Origin of the sequence: Nocardia sp. NBC_00416, from assembly GCF_036032445.1 — a bacterium.
In the GTDB taxonomy this organism is placed as follows: Bacteria; Actinomycetota; Actinomycetes; order Mycobacteriales; family Mycobacteriaceae; genus Nocardia.
Map to the genome: position 1 here is coordinate 6730457 of NZ_CP107932.1, position 15800 is coordinate 6746256.

Sequence of the window (15800 nt, forward strand, 5' to 3'; positions counted from 1 at the left end):
GTTCGTCTTTTCGGCCGTGGCCCCGACTCCCGCTCCCGTCCTCGATAGCATCGGGGTGTGATCACCATCGACACGTCCTATACCGGCCATGTCTCAGCGGGATCGGCAGCCCAGCGTCGCGAGGTGCCCGGCGCCCGGGTCACCAAGATGTCGGTCGGCCCGATGGACAACAACACCTACCTCGTACAGTGCACCGCCACCGGGGACGCGCTGCTCATCGATGCCGCGAACGAGGCGGACCGGATCCTCGAACTGATCGAGCAGGAAACGCCCGGCGGAGTCGGGCTGATCGTCACCACCCACCAGCACGCCGACCACTGGCAGGCCCTCGCCGCCGTCGCCGCGGCGACGGGCGCCCCGACGGCCGCGCATTCGCTGGACGCCGAACCGCTTCCGGTGCCGCCGCAACGCATCCTGGCCGAGGGCGACACCGTGTCCGTCGGCGAACTCACCCTGGAGGTTGTCCACCTGGTCGGCCACACTCCAGGGTCGGTCACCCTCGTCCTCACCGACGGTTCCGGCCGGACGCACCTGTTCACCGGCGATTGCCTGTTTCCGGGAGGCATCGGGAAGACCTGGCGTCCGGAGGATTTCACCACTCTGCTGGCGGACGTGACCACCAAGCTCTTCGACTGTTTCCGCGACGACACCGTGGTCTACCCCGGTCACGGAGACGACACCACCCTCGGCGCGGAACGGCCGCAGCTGGCGGAGTGGGAGAGTCGCGGGTGGTGACCGATCCGCACCCGCGACGGCGCACCGCACTTCCGCGAAGGGCTCCTTCGCGCTGAGGGTGCGTCGAAAAGCTGTGGTACAGAGCGGAATCACCCGTACGATACGGTTCTGCCACGGGGACCGGTCCCTCGATCAACGCGTCTGAACCACAGTGGCGTGCGGGCGATCCCGGTCTGCTCCGGCGGGGTATGCCGGTTGTTCAGCGGCAACCGTCGCGATATCACCGCCTCCTACCCTGACCCGGTCACCGCTGGCCGAGCGATCCGGCGGCCGGGAACTGTCGTTATCGCGTCACTTGGGGGCGACCTCCTCGACGAGCCGCGAACCGGGTTTGTCGAGGATGACATTGCGGGTCCGGGCGTCGGGGTCGGTGAATGCCAGCAGCGCGGCCGCTTCTTCGGTGACAGCGGCCGCATCGTGTGCGGTGAATGGCCGGTCGTAGGGGCGGATGGTGATCGTCGCTGATCCAGCGGTCCGGTTGATCGTCCAGTCGCCTGCGGTGAATCCGTCGACCAGCAGGATCTGTGGAGCGGGGCGCTGGGTGCGGTATCCCTGCCTGTCGTACTCTTCGGTGATCACGCGGGTGCGGTCCGCGTGCGAGAGCAAGACGTTGTCGAAGTCGTACAGAAACCTCGGCGGTGCCGGGGTATCGGGGTCCGGGCGGGCAGCGTCGGGTAGGTCGAAAAGCTCTTGGCCGTGCTGATCCTGAAAGATCATCAAGCCCTGCCGGATTCGGTCGACCACCTCGCGCAGTCTGGTGAGGCCGGACCACATCTGAATATCCTTCACACTGGCGGGGCCGAAGGCGGCCAGGTAGCGCAGAATCATTTGCTCGAGCGAAACAGTGGTCGTTCGGTCTGGACCGAGCCACGCGTCGGCAGTGGTGTGAGCGATCGGCCCGCTGCGCCCCCAGACACCGCGTGGCGGCACCTGTACCAAAGGCACCTGGTTGCGGATGGCGTAGACCAGTGAGGTGGGCGCGCGGTCGGGCCATCGCTTGCCGAGTAGCGGGCCGAGCTGTTTGTTGGTCAACGGTTTCGGTGCGAGCAGCTCGATGCCGTCAGCGATCAGCTTCGCCATGTCGATACCCTCGATGGGCTTGCCGTGTGTGTGGTTGCGGTAGAGGTCACGATCCAAGACAGGTTGGATCAGCGGACGCAGCGTACGTGCGTCGTGGGGGGTGACCAGGTGAATCGTCGAGCGCATCAGAGCAATGCGAACCAACTCACGGTCGGTGAGCAGCTCGGCAGCCTGTTCGGGGACGAAACCGACCAGCCGTGACCACAATCCGACATACCAGGTGTGCGGGGTCTGGGCTTGCAGCCCGACCAGCTGCTCCACCGCGTCGATGACGGACAACTCGGCGCGGCGCAACAGCAACTGTCGATCGAGAGTGGCGCGATTGAGCGCGCGACGACTGAGTACCTGCGTCATCAGCAGAGCCTTTCGACAGAACAGTGGGGGTTGGTGGCGCCGACGCGAGGCCACCACCACGGACGATCATTTCAGTTCGCCGAAGAATTGGCGGATGTCGGCGGTGGATCGTTTTCCGTGCCGCGAGACGCAGGGGTCGCGGCTGCCCAAGCGACTGTCTACCGGTATTGCCCGAAGAATTCGGTGATCTCTCCGGCCATCAGATCGGGTGCGACGTGGTGCAGGTAGTGGGTGTATACGTCGTGGGTGCGCCAGGACACGATGTTGCTGTGATCGCGCTCGGCGAAGCGCCGGATGCCGTGGAAATCGCCGTTCGAACCGGACAGTCCGAGTGGCACGGTGGTCGGCTCGGTCGGCGGCTCGGCCTGGGCCTTCTCGAAGTAGTGCCGGATGGCTGAGCCGGCGGTGCCGGTGAGCCAGTGGATCGCGATATTGGTGAGCACGAAGTCGTCGTCCAGGTCCGGGCCGAGCAGCTGGCTGTTCCAGCCGATCAGCCCGGTTGGGGAATCCACCAGCGCGTGCGCCAGGGTCTGTGGCTGCTGGGACTGCAGAATGTTGAAGCCCATCTTGTTCTTGACGAACCAGTCCAGGGTGGCCAACGATTGCTGCTCGTCGGCGGTCAGGTCGGCGAATTCGTTCGGATCGCCCGAGGGGAACGAGTACACCTGCGAGACCTGTACGGCGACGACGTTGTCCGGCGCGACGCGGCCCAGCTCCGGTGCGATCTGGGCGCCGCCGTCGTTACCGACCGCGCCGTACTTCGCGTACCCGAGGCGCGCCATCAGCTCCGCCCAGGCCTTCGCGATGCGCTGATCGTTCCAGCCGGATTCGGTGGTCACGCCGGAGAATCCGTATCCCGGCACGGACGGGATCACCAGGTCGTACCCGGCGGCGGTCAACGGCTCGATGACGCCGAGGAATTCGGCGAAGGTGCCGGGCCAGCCGTGCGTGAGGATCAGCGGGAAGCTGTTGTCCCGCTGCGACTTCACGTGTAGGAAGTGGATGTTCTGGCCGTCGATCTCGGTGGTGAACTGCGGGGTGGCGTTCAGCTGTTCCTCGACCTTGCGCCAGTCGAACCCGTCGCGCCAGTAGTTCACCAGGTGCCGCACGCGCTCCACACTCACGCCGTAGGTGTCACCCGAGCCGGGGATCTGGTCGGCCCAGCGGGTGCGGGCCAGCCGGGACTGCAGGTCATCGAGGTCGGCCTGGTCGATGGCGATTCGGAAGGGGGTGATGGTCGCGTTCATCTCTTGACTCCTTTTGAAACGGAATGATTCGTTCCGTTCCGAGTGTAGCAGAACGGATTGTTCCGTTTCAATTGGTAGCCCCGAAAGCATGCCGAACACCTCCGGCGCCCCAGCTCCCAGGGGCCGCCCGCCCGCACGGCGCCCGCACGGCACCGGGGCGGCCTGCAGCGGGGCCCCTATGGCTACGCGGCCCACTGGGGGTGATGCCCTTTAGCTATTACCGGGTGTGATGACCGGACTTGCCTCGGCAGGGGGCACCAGCACCTGCCGCAGAGAACGGCGTCGCGATTCAGTCGCCCGGGGACGACCTGGAGGAGGGGCCGTACAATGCGGCCAACGACGCCGACCGGATCATCGAGTTGATCGAGCAGGAGACCGCCGAGGGGGTCGGCCTGATCGTCACCACCCATCAGCACGGCGACCACTGGCAGGCGCTCGAAGCCGTTACCGCCGCCACCGGCGCCCCCACCGCGGCGCATTCCCTGGACGCCGACCCACTTCCGGTATCCCCGCAACGCATCCTGGCCGAGGGGGATACGGTCACCGTCGGCGACCTCGCGCTCGAGGTGATCCACCTGGTTGGGCACACTCCGGTACCTGGCGGCCGCGCACGGAGAACGGTTCACCGGTGTCTGTGCACTGGAAGGCGGCCTGGGAAACCAGTCCCGCTTCGTGGACTGGACCAACCGTACCGATGTCGACCATTCACTCTTCCTGACCAGTTGGGTGGGGGGTCTCGTCGCACCCACCAGCCCCGCCGGACCAGTGGCACAAACCCTGTGGGGCTACGCGCAATCCGGACCCGGCGTGTACCAGGGCGACACCTGGTTCTACGGGCACGACCTGCCCCGGGTCGCGGACAGCCTGGGCACGACACGTTGCCCCTTGTATGTATTCAGCGGCGAGTACGACTACTCGGCGACGACGGAAATGAGCCGCGCCGCAGCCGAGCGCCTCGGCGGCGAGTTGATCGAGATGGTCGGCGCCGGCCACTTCCCGATGTCCGAAAACCCGACGGGCTTCACCCAATACCTCCAACCGGTGCTCGCCGTGCTGCGCGAGAAGTACGACAGCTGACCGCACCGCTGCACCCGCCCCGCAGACCAGTCATCCCAGAGAAGTGATGCCCGCATGTCCGCACTGCCCTCGACGCACGACCCAGACCAGCGCAAACGGTTGATGGCCGCTGGTATCGGCAATTTCATGGAATGGTTCGATTTCGCGATCTACGGATTCTTCGCGACCGCGATCGGAGCCAATTTCTTCCCGAGTTCCAGCCCGACAGCGTCGCTTTTGTCGACCCTTGCCGTGTACGGTGTCGCATTCCTCATGCGCCCAGTCGGTGGGATGGTCATCGGGGCGATCGGCGACCGGCGAGGACGCCGGTTCGCGCTCATGCTCTCGGTCGTTTCGATGGGTGTCGGGACCGCCATGATCGCGATCCTGCCGCCGTACACCGCGATCGGAGTCGCCGCGCCCATTCTGCTCGTATTGCTGCGGTGTGTGCAGGGCTTCAGCGCCGGCGGCGAGTGGACCGGGTCCGCGGCGTTCCTGGTGGAGAGCGCACCGGCGCACCGACGCGGGTTGACTGCGAGCGTCATCCCGACGACAGCCGCCCTCGCGGTGAGCGTCGGCGCCGGTGTGGCACTACTGGTCGAGACGACCGTGCCCGCCGCGGCGATCGTCAGCTGGGGCTGGCGCCTGCCGTTCCTGGCGGCGTTTCCCCTCACACTGGCGGGCCTCTACCTTCGCGTCAAGCTCGATGACACCGAAGTGTTCCGGGCGATCCAGGCACGAGGCGCGGTGTCGGACACCCCGATCCGCGCAGTCGCGCAGACCCAGCGGCGCTCCATCGCCATCTCCTTCGGGCTTTCGGCCATCACTGTCCTGGGCTTCTACTACATCGCCACCTATGTCATGACGTTTCTCATCACGACGGGCGAGATGAAACGCTTCCCGGCGCTGACCGTGGTCGCCATCGGCGCGGTCATCTACGCCGGGCTGTGCCTGATGATGGGTGCCTGGTCGGACCGGGTCGGGCGGCGCCCGGTCTCACTTCTCGGTGGCGCCGGTCTGGCGGTATGCGCGTCCCGGCCTTCGTTCTGATGGCAACCGGCGAGCCACTGATGGCTTTGCTCCGCCTGGTGCTGTTCGGGCTCTTCGAGGCCATGCACAACAGCACGACCACCGTCATGCTCATCGAGCTCTTCCCAGCGCATATGCGCACTACCGGGAGCGCCATCGGCTACAACCTCGGCGCGGCCCTGGTCGCCGGACCGGGTCCACTGATCGCGGCAGCACTCGCAGCTACCGGGCATGGACGCGCACTACCTGCTGTGTACATCGCCGGCGTCGCGCTGATCTGCACCGCCGTGCTGTGGCGGATGCTCCCGGAAACCCGTGAGCGTGGCCTCGGTCTCGAGGGCGACCACAGCGTCCGGCCCCCGACCACCCCGAAACAGAACATCTCGGTCCCGTCCTGACCGACCGGACCGTCATTGCCGACAGGAGACACCATCCGATGCATCTCATCCCACCGCGCTCAGGGGAACCGAGCGTCCGCCGAACAGCGACCTTCACCGGTGAGGTGTGGGCCGACCCGGTCTCGAGCGGCGAACCCACGGTCAACATTGTCGTCTTCGCCCCGGGGGCCCGCACCTACTGGCACCGCCATCACGGCGGCCAACTGATCATCGCATCACACGGGCGGGGGTTCGTCGTCCGCGACGACGGTGGCGGCGGGCCCGTCGTGGCCGGACAGAGCATCTGGACCCCAGCGGGCGAAATGCACTGGCACGGAGCCGGGCCGGACAGTGTGTTCGCCCAGACCGCGTACTCGTTCGGTACCACCGAATGGCTGCACGAGGTCTTGGATGAGGAGTACGAACGTGCAGTACAGGAGGCATCGTGGTAAACGACGACCGGGGGATCAGCGCTGGCTCGGGTAGCGCCCCCACGACCGACATCGAACAGATCGGCCTGTTCATCGACGGCCGGGTCGTCCCGGCAGCCGACGGGCGCACCTACGACTCGGTCAACCCCTACACAGGGCAGGTGTGGGCGCGGGTGGCGGACGGTTCCGCCGCCGATATCGACCGCGCCGTGCGGGCCGCCCGGGAGGCCCTGGACGGTCCCTGGGGCACGATGACCCCACCAGCCCGAGGCCGACTCCTCGAACGCCTCGCCGCACTCATCGAGGAGAACGCTGACCGCCTCGGACTGTGGGAGACCCGGGACTCCGGAAAGCTCCTGCGCGAGATGCGGGGTCAGGTTCGGGCGCTGCCCGAGTGGTACCGCTACTTCGGCGGGCTGGCGGACAAGGTCCAGGGCGACGTCATCCCCACCGACAAGTCCAACTTCCTCGTCTACACGCAGAACGTCCCGGTCGGCGTGGTCGGTGCGATCACCCCGTGGAACTCACCACTGCTCCTGCTGACATGGAAATTGGCACCCGCGCTGGCCGCTGGTTGCACGGTGGTGGTGAAGCCGAGCGACCACACGCCGGCGGCCACGGTCGCCCTCGCCGAACTCATTGCCGAAGCGGGCTTCCCGGCCGGTGTGGTGAACGTGGTCACCGGCTGGGGTCCCGAGACCGGCCGGGCACTCGCCGCGCACCCGGACGTGCAGAAGATCGCGTTCACGGGTTCCAAAGAGGTGGGTAGGTCGGTCGCGCGCGCGGCTGCGGACCGCTTCGCGCGAATCACGCTGGATCTGGGCGGCAAATCCGCCCAGATCGTCTTTCCGGACGCCGACCTCGACGCAGCCGTCAACGGGGTGGTCTCGGGGATCTTCGCGGCGGCGGGCCAGACATGTATGGCCGGTTCGCGTCTTGTCGCGCACCGTTCTGTCGTCGACGAGCTGATCGATCGGCTGGTCGCGCGGGCCGAGTCCATTGTGCTCGGGGATCCGACCGACGACCGGACCGAGATGGGTCCGCTCGCCAACGAGCGGCAGTATCAGAAAGTACTCGAGCACCTCGACGCCGCCCGGGAGTGCGGCGCGGTGGTCGCGACCGGGGGCAGCGCTGTCCCAGAGCTCGGCGGCTATTTCGTGCGTCCGACCGTGTTGCGTGACTTGCCGGTCGACGCCCGCGCGTTGACCGAGGAGATTTTCGGCCCGGTCTTGTCGGTGGTCACCTTCGACACCGAAGACGAGGCCGTCAGGATCGCGAACGGCACCCCGTATGAGCTGGCCGCCGCAGTCTGGACCCGGGACGTCTATCGCGCGCACCGCATCGCCGGTCGACTTCGCGCAGGGTCGGTCTGGATCAACTCCTACCGCACCGTCGCCCCACAAGTCCCCTGGCCTACTGTGGCTTCCCGGCCGCCCTGGACGGATTCGCGATCGCACAGGCTGTCCTGGCCGAGCACACGATCAGCTGAGCGTGGAGTGGAGGTTGTGCTCGGCGTCGATGGCCGCACGGCGCAGCAGCGGGGGTGGCCCGTCAGGACAGTTCGACCAGTTTCTGCCGGAGCCAGCTCAGGGCGGTGGCGCCGCCCGCCACCTGGTACTGCGGGTAGCTCTGGTGGATACCGGATTTGACGAAATCGTCGACCTGCTTCTTGCGCTCCTCGTAGGCGCTGCCGTTGAGCTGGTCGTGCAGCAGGCCGAGTCCGCCCGCGGCCAGGGCGTCGTTGAGCAGCTGCATACCGAGGGTCTGGTAGTTGCCGACCTGACTGGGGTCGGCGTTGGAGACCTGGGCGAAGAATCCGGCGATCCGGGCGGCGAAATCGCCGTCGGGGGTCGAGCAGTACAGATCGCCGACCGCGCAGAAGGTGTACGTGCGGTTGCTCAGCCAGCCGAAACCGGTCAGGCGGGTGCCGCCCGCTCCGGCGCCGGGAACCGGTGGGCCGACGAGATTGTCGAGGGGGGAGCGGCGGGGGTCGGCGATCAGGCCGACCAGGCCGATCCGATCGGCGGGAACCACACCGAGGCCGGTGCCGATCTCGACCGCCAGGTCACCGGCGGCGTCGGCGCCCTGGCTGTAGCCGAGGAGGGCGAACTTGGTGTTGCCGCACGCGCGCGCGACATCGCCGATGAGTCCGCGGGCACCCGCGATCGCCTCGTTCTTGGACCGGCCGTAGACCTCGCCCTCCCAGGGGAAGGCGGTCGCGGTGTAGGCGACGTAGTCGGTCTGGGCGTTGCCCGGGAGATTGTCGGCGGCCAAGGCCAGCATGCCCCGGCCCGGTTCGGTCTTCGACGTCTCCCAGGTGCCGGGGATCGCCACGACGTACAGGCTGGGGCAGCCCACCGGCGCGGCATGGGCGGTGGTGGCCACTCCCGGGGCGATCGCAGTCGCGAGAATTGCCGCCAGTCCGGCGGTTGCGTTCTTCCATCGAGGAAACATCGTGTACTCCATGTGCTCACCGAGACGGCCGCGGGCCGTCACCTGCTCCCAGGTTTCCCAAAACAGTCGACGGGCATGCCGCAGCGATGCGGCGTAACGCGTGCGAAATGCGGGTCTGCCCTTCGCCGGTAAACGACCGACGCCGCGGCAGGTCCCGCACCAGGATAGCCAAGCATATCGGCGCCCGTTCCGGCGCCTGAATCTACCGGTGTTCTGCGGTGATCCACGGGATATTCACCAACCCGCCGTGGCGCGAGTCGAACCCGGATCCACGTCGCGCCCGAAGGCGCCCTTCCCCGTACAGGTGGTCGGCACATAACGATTCGGGCCGCAAGATTCGCCGGATGAGCCCGGGATCGGGCGGGTTCGACCCCGCATCGATGGTCGACGAGCGATCCCGAACGCCCGTGTGACGCCCTGACCAGGGAGAACAACATCACCGCGGCATTGTGGCGCGTGCGAGCGCGGGGGCCGCGCGCCGTCCAGGGGTAGACCTGCCTGGCAGACTTGTGTCGTGACTTGGGCACCAGTGCGAACACGACCGGACTCGCGTGCCGATTCCGGCGGCGCGCGGGGGATCGGCGCCGGAATCCTGCGGTGGAGCGGACGGCTGATCGGGGGCGCCCTGGTGGTCGGCCTGATCCTGGTGGGCGGCACCGCGGTGCGGGTGTGGCAGGTGGCGCGGATCGAGGACTACACCCGTGCCGACGCCATCGTCGTCCTCGGCGCCGCCCAGTACTCGGGGACCCCGTCGTCGGTGTTCGAGGCGCGGCTCTACCAGGCGGCCAGCCTCTACCAGCAGGGCGTATCGGATCTGGTGATCACAGTCGGCGGGAAACAGGACGGCGATCTGTACACCGAGGCCGCGTCCGGAAAGATGTACCTGACGGAGGCCGGGGTCCCGGAGGACGCCATCCTCGCGGTGGAGACCGGCTCCGACACACTCCGCAGTATCGAGGCCGTCGCCGACGCCATGCACGAACGCGGGCTCGGCTCCGCGGCCCTGGTCAGCGATCCGTGGCATTCACTGCGCACCCGGACCATGGCCCGTGACGCCGGGCTCGACGCCTGGACCGCGCCCACCCGCACCGGGCCCGCCGTCTACACCCGGGAGTCGCAGGCGCACGGGATAGCCCGGGAAACCGCGGCTCTGCTCTGGTATCAGCTCACCCATTTCTCGGCGGATTTCAACTACACCGCCGGGCAGTGACCCTGCACTCGCCGGTGCGCTCGAACACCCCGTTCGGTCACCGCCCGGTGGCAGACTGGGTGCGATGAGCTACACCGAGCACGACCGGGAACGCCTGGTCATCGAGGCGCCCAAAACGGCCGGTCTGGCCGATGCCGCCGCCCACGGCAACGGGCACCGCAGTGAATTCGCGCGTGATCGTGCTCGGGTACTGCATTCGGCCGCGCTGCGCCGGCTCGCCGACAAGACCCAGGTGATGGGTCCGCGGGAGGGGGACACCCCGCGTACCCGGCTCACCCATTCGCTGGAGGTCGCGCAGATCGGCCGTGGTATCGCCGACGGTCTGGGCTGCGATCCCGACCTGGCCGAACTCGCGGGGCTAGCGCACGATATCGGTCACCCGCCCTACGGCCACAACGGGGAGACCGCGCTGGACATATTCGCCGCCGGCTTCGGTGGTTTCGAGGGCAACGCCCAGAATCTGCGTATTCTCACCCGGCTCGAACCCAAGGTGCTCGACTCCTCCGGCGGCAGCGCCGGGCTCAACCTCACCCGCGCCGCGCTCGACGCCGCGATCAAATACCCGTGGCACCGCACCGAGGCGGGCAGCAAGTTCGGCGCCTACGAAGTGGACGCCGACCGGCTGGCCTGGGTCCGTAAGGGGGCGCCGGACCGTCGGCCGTCCCTGGAATGCCAGGTGATGGACTGGTCCGACGATGTGGCCTACTCCGTGCACGATGTGGAGGACGGCATCATCGCCGGCCGTATCGATCTCCGTGCTCTGGCCGATCCGGCGGAACGGCTGGCCCTCGCCGAACTCGGGCACGTGCAGCACCGCGGCCTGTCGGTCGACGACCTGGTGGCGGCCGCGCAGCGGCTCTCGGAACTGCCGGTCGTCGCCGATGTCTTCGTCTATGACGGCACGATCACCAGTTCGGTCGCGTTGAAACGGCTCACCAGTGAACTCGTGGGCCGTTTCGCCAATGCGGCGGTCGCGGCGACCCGGGCGGCGTGGCCCGGGCAGCCGGCCCGGTACTCCGCGGACCTGGTGGTGCCGCCGGTGGCCGCCGCCGAGGTCGCCGTACTGAAGACCGTCGCGCTGCGTTATGTCATGTCCGATCCCGACCACAAACTGCGTCAAGCCGAACAACGCGACCGGATCACCGCCGTGGCCGAGCATCTCCTGGCCACCGGCCCCGCCGCGCTCGACCCGCTTCTGCTGCCCTGGTGGGAGGCCGCCGCCGACGACGCGGCGCGGGTCCGGGCGATCGTCGACCAGATCGCCTCCTACACCGAGAGCCGTCTGGAACGGATCGCCGCGCGGCTGGGCGGGTGAGCAGCGCACGGTGAGTTCGCGCACAGGGTGCTCGGGTTCCGGTGGATGCCCCCTCGCCTAGACTCGACTCCGTGACCGGACGAATACCTGCTCGCGATATCACCGCCATTCGGGAGCGCGTCCGGATCGAGGATGTGGTCGGGGAGTACGTGGCGCTCAAGCGCGGCGGCCCGGACTCGATGAAGGGCCTGTGCCCGTTCCACGACGAGAAATCCCCGTCCTTCCACGTCCGTCCCAACCACGGCCTGTTCCATTGCTTCGGATGCAGCGAGGGCGGCGACGTGTTCGCCTTCGTGCAGAAGATCGAGCACATCGGGTTCGTGGAGGCCGTCGAACAGATGGCCGACCGGATCGGTTACCGGATCAACTACGAGGGCGGCGGGACCTCGGTGCAGCGCGACCGCGGCACCCGCAGCCGCCTGGTGGCCGCCAACGCCGCCGCGCACGAGTTCTATGTTGCGCGGTTGCGCGGCCCCGACGCCACCGTCGCCCGCAAATATCTCACCGACCGCAATTTCGACGAGGCCGCCTCCACCCAATTCGGCTGCGGGTACGCCCCGGACGGCTGGGACACCCTCACCAAACACTTGTTGAACAAGGGTTTCGAGTTCAAAGAACTCGAGGCAGCCGGGCTTTCCCGGCAGGGGCGGCGCGGCCCGATCGACCGGTTCCATCGGCGGCTGCTGTGGCCCATCCGCAATCTCGGCGGCGATGTGATCGGTTTCGGCGCCCGCAAACTCTTCGAAGACGACACCATGCCGGGCAAATACGTCAATACCCCGGAAACCTTGTTGTACAAGAAGTCTCAGGTGCTGTTCGGTCTCGACCACGCCAAACGCGAGATCGCCAAGGGCCATCAGGCCGTGGTCGTCGAGGGCTACACCGATGTGATGGCCATGCATCTGGCCGGCGTGAAAACCGCCGTCGCCGCCTGTGGCACCGCCTTCGGCGACGACCATCTGGCGATCCTGCGCCGCCTGCTCATGGACGACAACTTCTGGCGCGGCGAGATCATCTTCACCTTCGACGGCGACGCCGCGGGGCAGGCTGCGGCGCTCAAAGCGTTCCTGGGCGACCACAAGGTGGCCGGGCAGACCTATGTGGTGGTGTCCCCGGACGGCCAGGACCCGTGCGAGATGCGCCAGTACTCCGGTGACGCCGCCCTGCGCGATATGGTCGCGCGCCGCGAACCGCTGTTCGATTTCGCGCTGCGCCAGGAGATCGCCAAACGTGAGGACAGCCGCACCCACGCCCTCACCTACGACAGCCAGGTCGAGGTGATGCGGTGGGCGGTGCCCATCGTCGCCCAGATCAAGGACCACGGCCTGCGTAAACGCTATGCCACCCAGTTGGCGGAATGGACCGGCTGGCAGGACCCGCAACTGGTGTACCGCCGGGTGGACGAAGAAGCCCGCAAACTACGCGGCGTCGCGGCTACGACCCCGCCGCGCGCAGCCCGCACCGAGCAAGCGGGTATGGGCCCCAGCCAGCCGGCCGCCCGCCCCGATCCGCGCGACCCGGTGTTGCGTTCGCAGCGGCAGGCCCTCACCGCCGGACTCCAGTACCCGGAAATCGCTGGTCCCGCGTTCGACGCACTCGAATCGGACGCCTTCACCCACCCCGCCTATATCGCGGTGCGCACCCTGATGGCCGAAGCCGGCGGTACGGCCTCCGGGCTCTCGGGAGCGGACTGGGTCAGTGCCATCGGCGACCTGACCGACGACCTCACCCTGCGCGCCCTGGTGTCCGAACTCGCGAGCGAACCGCTGCCGGTGAAAACCATCAACGATCTGCCGCGTTTCATCACCGGCGTCCTCGCCAACGCCCAGGCCGCGCTGGTCGGGCGCCAGATCGCCGAACTGAAATCCCGTCTGCACCGCGTCTCGTCCACCGACGAACCCGACACCTATATGGCGCTGTTCGGCGACCTGGTGGCCTTGGAGCAGTACCGCAAGAGCCTGCTGGAGCAGGCCATGGGCAGCGGCGACTTCGCCTCCACCTGAGATTCGGCTCACCCTGTTCTAACGCCGCCGCAGCTGATCGTGCGGCACCATCACCGTGGTGCGCTCGTCGAGCGGCTCCATCGGCTCCAGCTTCTGCTGGGTGCTCAACCTGTCCGACAGCTTCTGCCGGCTCACCTGCACCAGCTTGCGTGTCACCGGGCTTCCCGTGACCGCGCGCGCACTCGCACTGATCTGCTCGTAGCGCGCCCGCCCGGCCTTACTGCCCAGCACATAACCGGCAGCGATACCGATGATCAACCGCAGCATAGGGGTCGAGCTCCTCCCAGTAGTCCGTGCTGACACATCCTGCCCGACCGCACCGACACCTGTCGATCCGACGCCACACAGACCGCCCGCTCAGCCCCGGATTCACCCCCGAGTGCCCACCCGACCCCGCGATTTGGGCCCGCGCGGGGCGATACGCTAAAGTTTCCTCTCGGCCAGCCCGGTACGGGCGGGCAACCGAACAATCCCCTATAGCTCAATTGGCAGAGCAGCCGACTGTTAATCGGCAGGTTACTGGTTCGAGTCCAGTTGGGGGAGCAGAAGACGCAGGTCGAGCCTACTAACTCCGCTCGACCTGCTTTCTCTTTTAGCCTGTAGCCAGGAATACGCCGAAGTTCCGGGCCAGGCCTCCGAACAGTTGAACGGGCCGGTGGTCGTCCGTCGCAGGTTCCCATACTCGGGGCGGGAACTTATCGGGCCTATATCCCCGACCCGCTGGGGGTGGACCTCCCGCAGATCGGCCCCCGGGCCCAGCAGGCTGCCGAGGATGCACTGGCGGTGCTGGCCAGGGCTGATGAACGCATCGGGTCCCGGGGTAGCTACCTCAACCACCTGCTGATCCGGTCCGAGTCGATCTCCTCGTCCTGGATCGAAGGTAACCGCATCACCCCTGAAGAACTCGCCATCGCCGAAACCCTGGAATCGGGTACTCGCACGGCCCTGGACGTGGTTGCCACTGAGCGAGCCATCGATTCGCCGGCCGACCGATGCAGGCCGATCACGACACGGGACATCGTGGATCTACAGCACACAATCGAACCCCGGTTACCGGCCGGTCTGCGTACCCGACAGAGCTGGGTGGGCGGACCGGGTGGTGCCCACTACGGGCCGATTTCGTACCCCCGCCCGAGTCCGAGGTTCCCGTCCTGGTCGCGGATGTGGCCTCGTTCCTGACCGCCACTCACGGCAACCCGGTTGTAAGGGCCGCGATCGCCCACGCGCAGTTCGAGACGATCCACCCGTTCATCGACGGCAACAGACGCACCGGCCGCGCACTGATACACACCGTGCTGCGGCGCTGCGATGCCCTGCGGCACACGCTGATCCCGATCAGCACTGTGTTCGCCGCGCGCACTGACGTCTATCTGGCAGGCCTGACCTCCTACCGCGATCCGGAACCACACACCGACGAGTGGGTCATCGGGTTCGCCCAGGCCGCCGAGCAAGCAGCGCAGACCGGAGTGCGGCTGGCCCGAGACGCTGCCGCCTCGATGAGCAACTCCTGCAACGCCTGGTCGAGCACCGGCGCAGACGAGGCACCAGTCCCGTCCTACTCCGTCGGGACGCGGTCGCCATGAAGATCCTCGCGGACTTCTCCGCACACCCCGTGTTCACCACCGAATCGGCCGCCACTCGGTATGGCGTCTCGGCTGTTGCTGCCCACCGCGCGCTGACCGAGCTGGCCGACGCCGGAGCACTCGGCCGCTCGAAGAATCACAAGGGCAAAATCGTGTGCTACACAGCAGACGCCCACCGGGGCCTCAGTGTCCTCGTTGAGCGCGCCGACCGGGCCGGGGCCAGCGATGCGGACCATCGGCGACCCGATCAGGGGCCACCGGCGCCGGCGGTGGACCGTTTCGGCAGACTGCGTGCCGATTCACCGGAGTAGTGAAGATGCATTTCTGGCAGCAATTGAAAATCGAACCAGGAAGTGTCGGACTCGTAGATTAATTCATCGTTAATTCAGTAGGTCGGCTGGTTGCTGTTCGGGCGTGGTCGGCGGATCGCCTTTTCCCACACCGACATTGCGCAGTAACTGCTGGGTTCACGCGGTGAATTCGGTGCCGGGCTCGGGTGACAGCGCTGCCACTGTCAGGGAACCCGGTCGGCTATTTTGCGAGGTCGACTGCTGGTCGGGGCGACCTCGGTTTTCGATCGGGCCGGACTGTTCCTCGGCGTCACGGACCAGGCGGGAATGCGCTGATCTCGATGCGGTCGCGGCCCGCCCCTGCGATTCGTCGATGCCGGCGCGGCCGGGCCGGGACGACAGCGACTTCAGACCGTGTCCTTCAGCTTTCCGGGGGAACTCGACGGAATCCAGCTAATACAAACCGGTCGGTTGCACGAATGCGTGTGAGCTGGCAAGCTACTGGAACGCGGGCGGGTCAGATGAGCTACCGCCTGTATGCCCGTAGGTGAGGGATTGTGAATGAGCGTTGATCGGCCCCCGGTTTCGAGTCCGGTGATACCTGTGCCTGAGCTTCTCGGTGACCGAATAACTCGC

General features: G+C 67.2%; 16 protein-coding genes, 1 tRNA gene and 1 pseudogene. 14 read left to right on the forward strand and 4 right to left on the reverse strand.

Going from position 1 to position 15800, the window contains the following annotated elements:
* Positions 1–57: 57 nt before the first annotated feature.
* Positions 58–735, forward strand: coding sequence for an MBL fold metallo-hydrolase (locus tag OG804_RS29265; RefSeq protein WP_328391858.1), 678 nt, complete (start codon positions 58–60; stop codon positions 733–735).
* A gap of 291 nt (positions 736–1026) precedes the next feature.
* Here the strand turns inward: OG804_RS29265 and OG804_RS29270 are convergent, their stop codons facing one another.
* Together OG804_RS29270 and OG804_RS29275 are read right to left on the reverse strand one after the other, a co-directional pair.
* Entirely contained in the window at positions 1027–2169 is a 1143-nt protein-coding gene (locus tag OG804_RS29270; RefSeq protein WP_328391859.1) for a winged helix DNA-binding domain-containing protein, read from the reverse strand.
* Positions 2170–2327: 158 nt separating this feature from the next.
* Positions 2328–3416 carry an epoxide hydrolase family protein gene (locus tag OG804_RS29275; RefSeq protein WP_328391860.1) on the reverse strand — a complete coding sequence of 363 codons (1089 nt, stop codon included), beginning with the start codon at positions 3414–3416 and terminating at the stop codon, positions 2328–2330.
* A gap of 386 nt (positions 3417–3802) precedes the next feature.
* Here OG804_RS29275 and OG804_RS32445 point away from each other — a divergent pair.
* From OG804_RS32445 to OG804_RS29300, 6 genes and pseudogenes are all read left to right on the forward strand, one after another.
* Positions 3803–4009: pseudogene (locus OG804_RS32445) on the forward strand (MBL fold metallo-hydrolase); the annotation flags it as partial.
* Positions 3996–4493 carry an alpha/beta fold hydrolase gene (locus tag OG804_RS29280; RefSeq protein WP_328391861.1) on the forward strand — a complete coding sequence of 166 codons (498 nt, stop codon included), beginning with the start codon at positions 3996–3998 and terminating at the stop codon, positions 4491–4493. The pseudogene OG804_RS32445 and the gene OG804_RS29280, both read left to right, overlap by 14 nt.
* A 54-nt stretch (positions 4494–4547) precedes the next feature.
* On the forward strand, positions 4548–5522 hold the full coding sequence (locus OG804_RS29285) for an MFS transporter (protein ID WP_328391862.1): 975 nt from the start codon (positions 4548–4550) through the stop codon (positions 5520–5522).
* Between the two features lie 20 nt (positions 5523–5542).
* On the forward strand, positions 5543–5899 hold the full coding sequence (locus tag OG804_RS29290) for a hypothetical protein (RefSeq protein ID WP_328391863.1): 357 nt from the start codon (positions 5543–5545) through the stop codon (positions 5897–5899).
* Between the two features lie 38 nt (positions 5900–5937).
* Positions 5938–6330 carry a cupin domain-containing protein gene (locus OG804_RS29295; RefSeq protein WP_328391864.1) on the forward strand — a complete coding sequence of 131 codons (393 nt, stop codon included), beginning with the start codon at positions 5938–5940 and terminating at the stop codon, positions 6328–6330.
* A gap of 50 nt (positions 6331–6380) precedes the next feature.
* The gene (locus OG804_RS29300; protein ID WP_328398813.1) at positions 6381–7958 is read left to right on the forward strand and encodes an aldehyde dehydrogenase; all 1578 of its coding nucleotides are present in this window, start codon (positions 6381–6383) and stop codon (positions 7956–7958) included.
* On the opposite strand, the gene OG804_RS29305 is transcribed toward OG804_RS29300, so the two are convergent.
* Positions 7861–8763, reverse strand: coding sequence for a cutinase family protein (locus OG804_RS29305; RefSeq protein ID WP_328391865.1), 903 nt, complete (start codon positions 8761–8763; stop codon positions 7861–7863). The two genes, OG804_RS29300 and OG804_RS29305, sit on opposite strands and share 98 nt — an antisense overlap.
* 514 nt (positions 8764–9277) lie before the next feature.
* Here OG804_RS29305 and OG804_RS29310 point away from each other — a divergent pair.
* The 3 genes from OG804_RS29310 to dnaG all read left to right on the forward strand — a co-directional run bounded on the left by OG804_RS29310 (position 9278) and on the right by dnaG (position 13291).
* Positions 9278–9973 carry a YdcF family protein gene (locus tag OG804_RS29310; protein WP_442941662.1) on the forward strand — a complete coding sequence of 232 codons (696 nt, stop codon included), beginning with the start codon at positions 9278–9280 and terminating at the stop codon, positions 9971–9973.
* Between the two features lie 64 nt (positions 9974–10037).
* Entirely contained in the window at positions 10038–11288 is a 1251-nt protein-coding gene (locus OG804_RS29315) for a deoxyguanosinetriphosphate triphosphohydrolase (protein WP_328391866.1), read from the forward strand.
* Between the two features lie 71 nt (positions 11289–11359).
* On the forward strand, positions 11360–13291 hold the full coding sequence (dnaG, locus tag OG804_RS29320; protein ID WP_328391867.1) for a DNA primase: 1932 nt from the start codon (positions 11360–11362) through the stop codon (positions 13289–13291).
* Between the two features lie 18 nt (positions 13292–13309).
* Here the strand turns inward: dnaG and OG804_RS29325 are convergent, their stop codons facing one another.
* On the reverse strand, positions 13310–13558 hold the full coding sequence (locus OG804_RS29325; RefSeq protein ID WP_328391868.1) for a hypothetical protein: 249 nt from the start codon (positions 13556–13558) through the stop codon (positions 13310–13312).
* A 203-nt stretch (positions 13559–13761) separates the two neighbouring features.
* Between OG804_RS29325 and OG804_RS29330 the strand changes: the two genes are divergently transcribed.
* The 4 genes from OG804_RS29330 to OG804_RS29345 all read left to right on the forward strand — a co-directional run bounded on the left by OG804_RS29330 (position 13762) and on the right by OG804_RS29345 (position 15185).
* Positions 13762–13834, forward strand: a tRNA-Asn gene (locus tag OG804_RS29330).
* A 183-nt stretch (positions 13835–14017) separates the two neighbouring features.
* Entirely contained in the window at positions 14018–14470 is a 453-nt protein-coding gene (locus OG804_RS29335) for a hypothetical protein (RefSeq protein WP_328391869.1), read from the forward strand.
* Positions 14455–14874 (forward strand): Fic family protein, encoded by a 420-nt coding sequence (locus OG804_RS29340; RefSeq protein WP_328391870.1) that lies wholly within the window; start codon positions 14455–14457, stop codon positions 14872–14874. Before OG804_RS29335 ends, OG804_RS29340 begins: the two co-directional genes overlap by 16 nt.
* Positions 14871–15185, forward strand: a complete 315-nt coding sequence (locus OG804_RS29345) for a hypothetical protein (RefSeq protein WP_328391871.1) — start codon at positions 14871–14873, stop codon at positions 15183–15185. Before OG804_RS29340 ends, OG804_RS29345 begins: the two co-directional genes overlap by 4 nt.
* Positions 15186–15800 lie beyond the last annotated feature (615 nt).

Bases quoted from the DNA above. Each gene is read 5' to 3' on its own strand.
- OG804_RS29345 (WP_328391871.1), top strand. From the start codon at position 14,871: ATGAAGATCCTCGCGGACTTCTCCGCACACCCCGTGTTCACCACCGAA.
- OG804_RS29305 (WP_328391865.1), bottom strand. From the start codon at position 8,763: ATGTTTCCTCGATGGAAGAACGCAACCGCCGGACTGGCGGCAATTCTC.
- OG804_RS29295 (WP_328391864.1), top strand. From the start codon at position 5,938: ATGCATCTCATCCCACCGCGCTCAGGGGAACCGAGCGTCCGCCGAACA.
- OG804_RS29270 (WP_328391859.1), bottom strand. From the start codon at position 2,169: ATGACGCAGGTACTCAGTCGTCGCGCGCTCAATCGCGCCACTCTCGAT.
- OG804_RS29290 (WP_328391863.1), top strand. From the start codon at position 5,543: ATGGCTTTGCTCCGCCTGGTGCTGTTCGGGCTCTTCGAGGCCATGCAC.
- OG804_RS29325 (WP_328391868.1), bottom strand. From the start codon at position 13,558: ATGCTGCGGTTGATCATCGGTATCGCTGCCGGTTATGTGCTGGGCAGT.
- OG804_RS29285 (WP_328391862.1), top strand. From the start codon at position 4,548: ATGTCCGCACTGCCCTCGACGCACGACCCAGACCAGCGCAAACGGTTG.
- OG804_RS29275 (WP_328391860.1), bottom strand. From the start codon at position 3,416: ATGAACGCGACCATCACCCCCTTCCGAATCGCCATCGACCAGGCCGAC.
- OG804_RS29315 (WP_328391866.1), top strand. From the start codon at position 10,038: ATGAGCTACACCGAGCACGACCGGGAACGCCTGGTCATCGAGGCGCCC.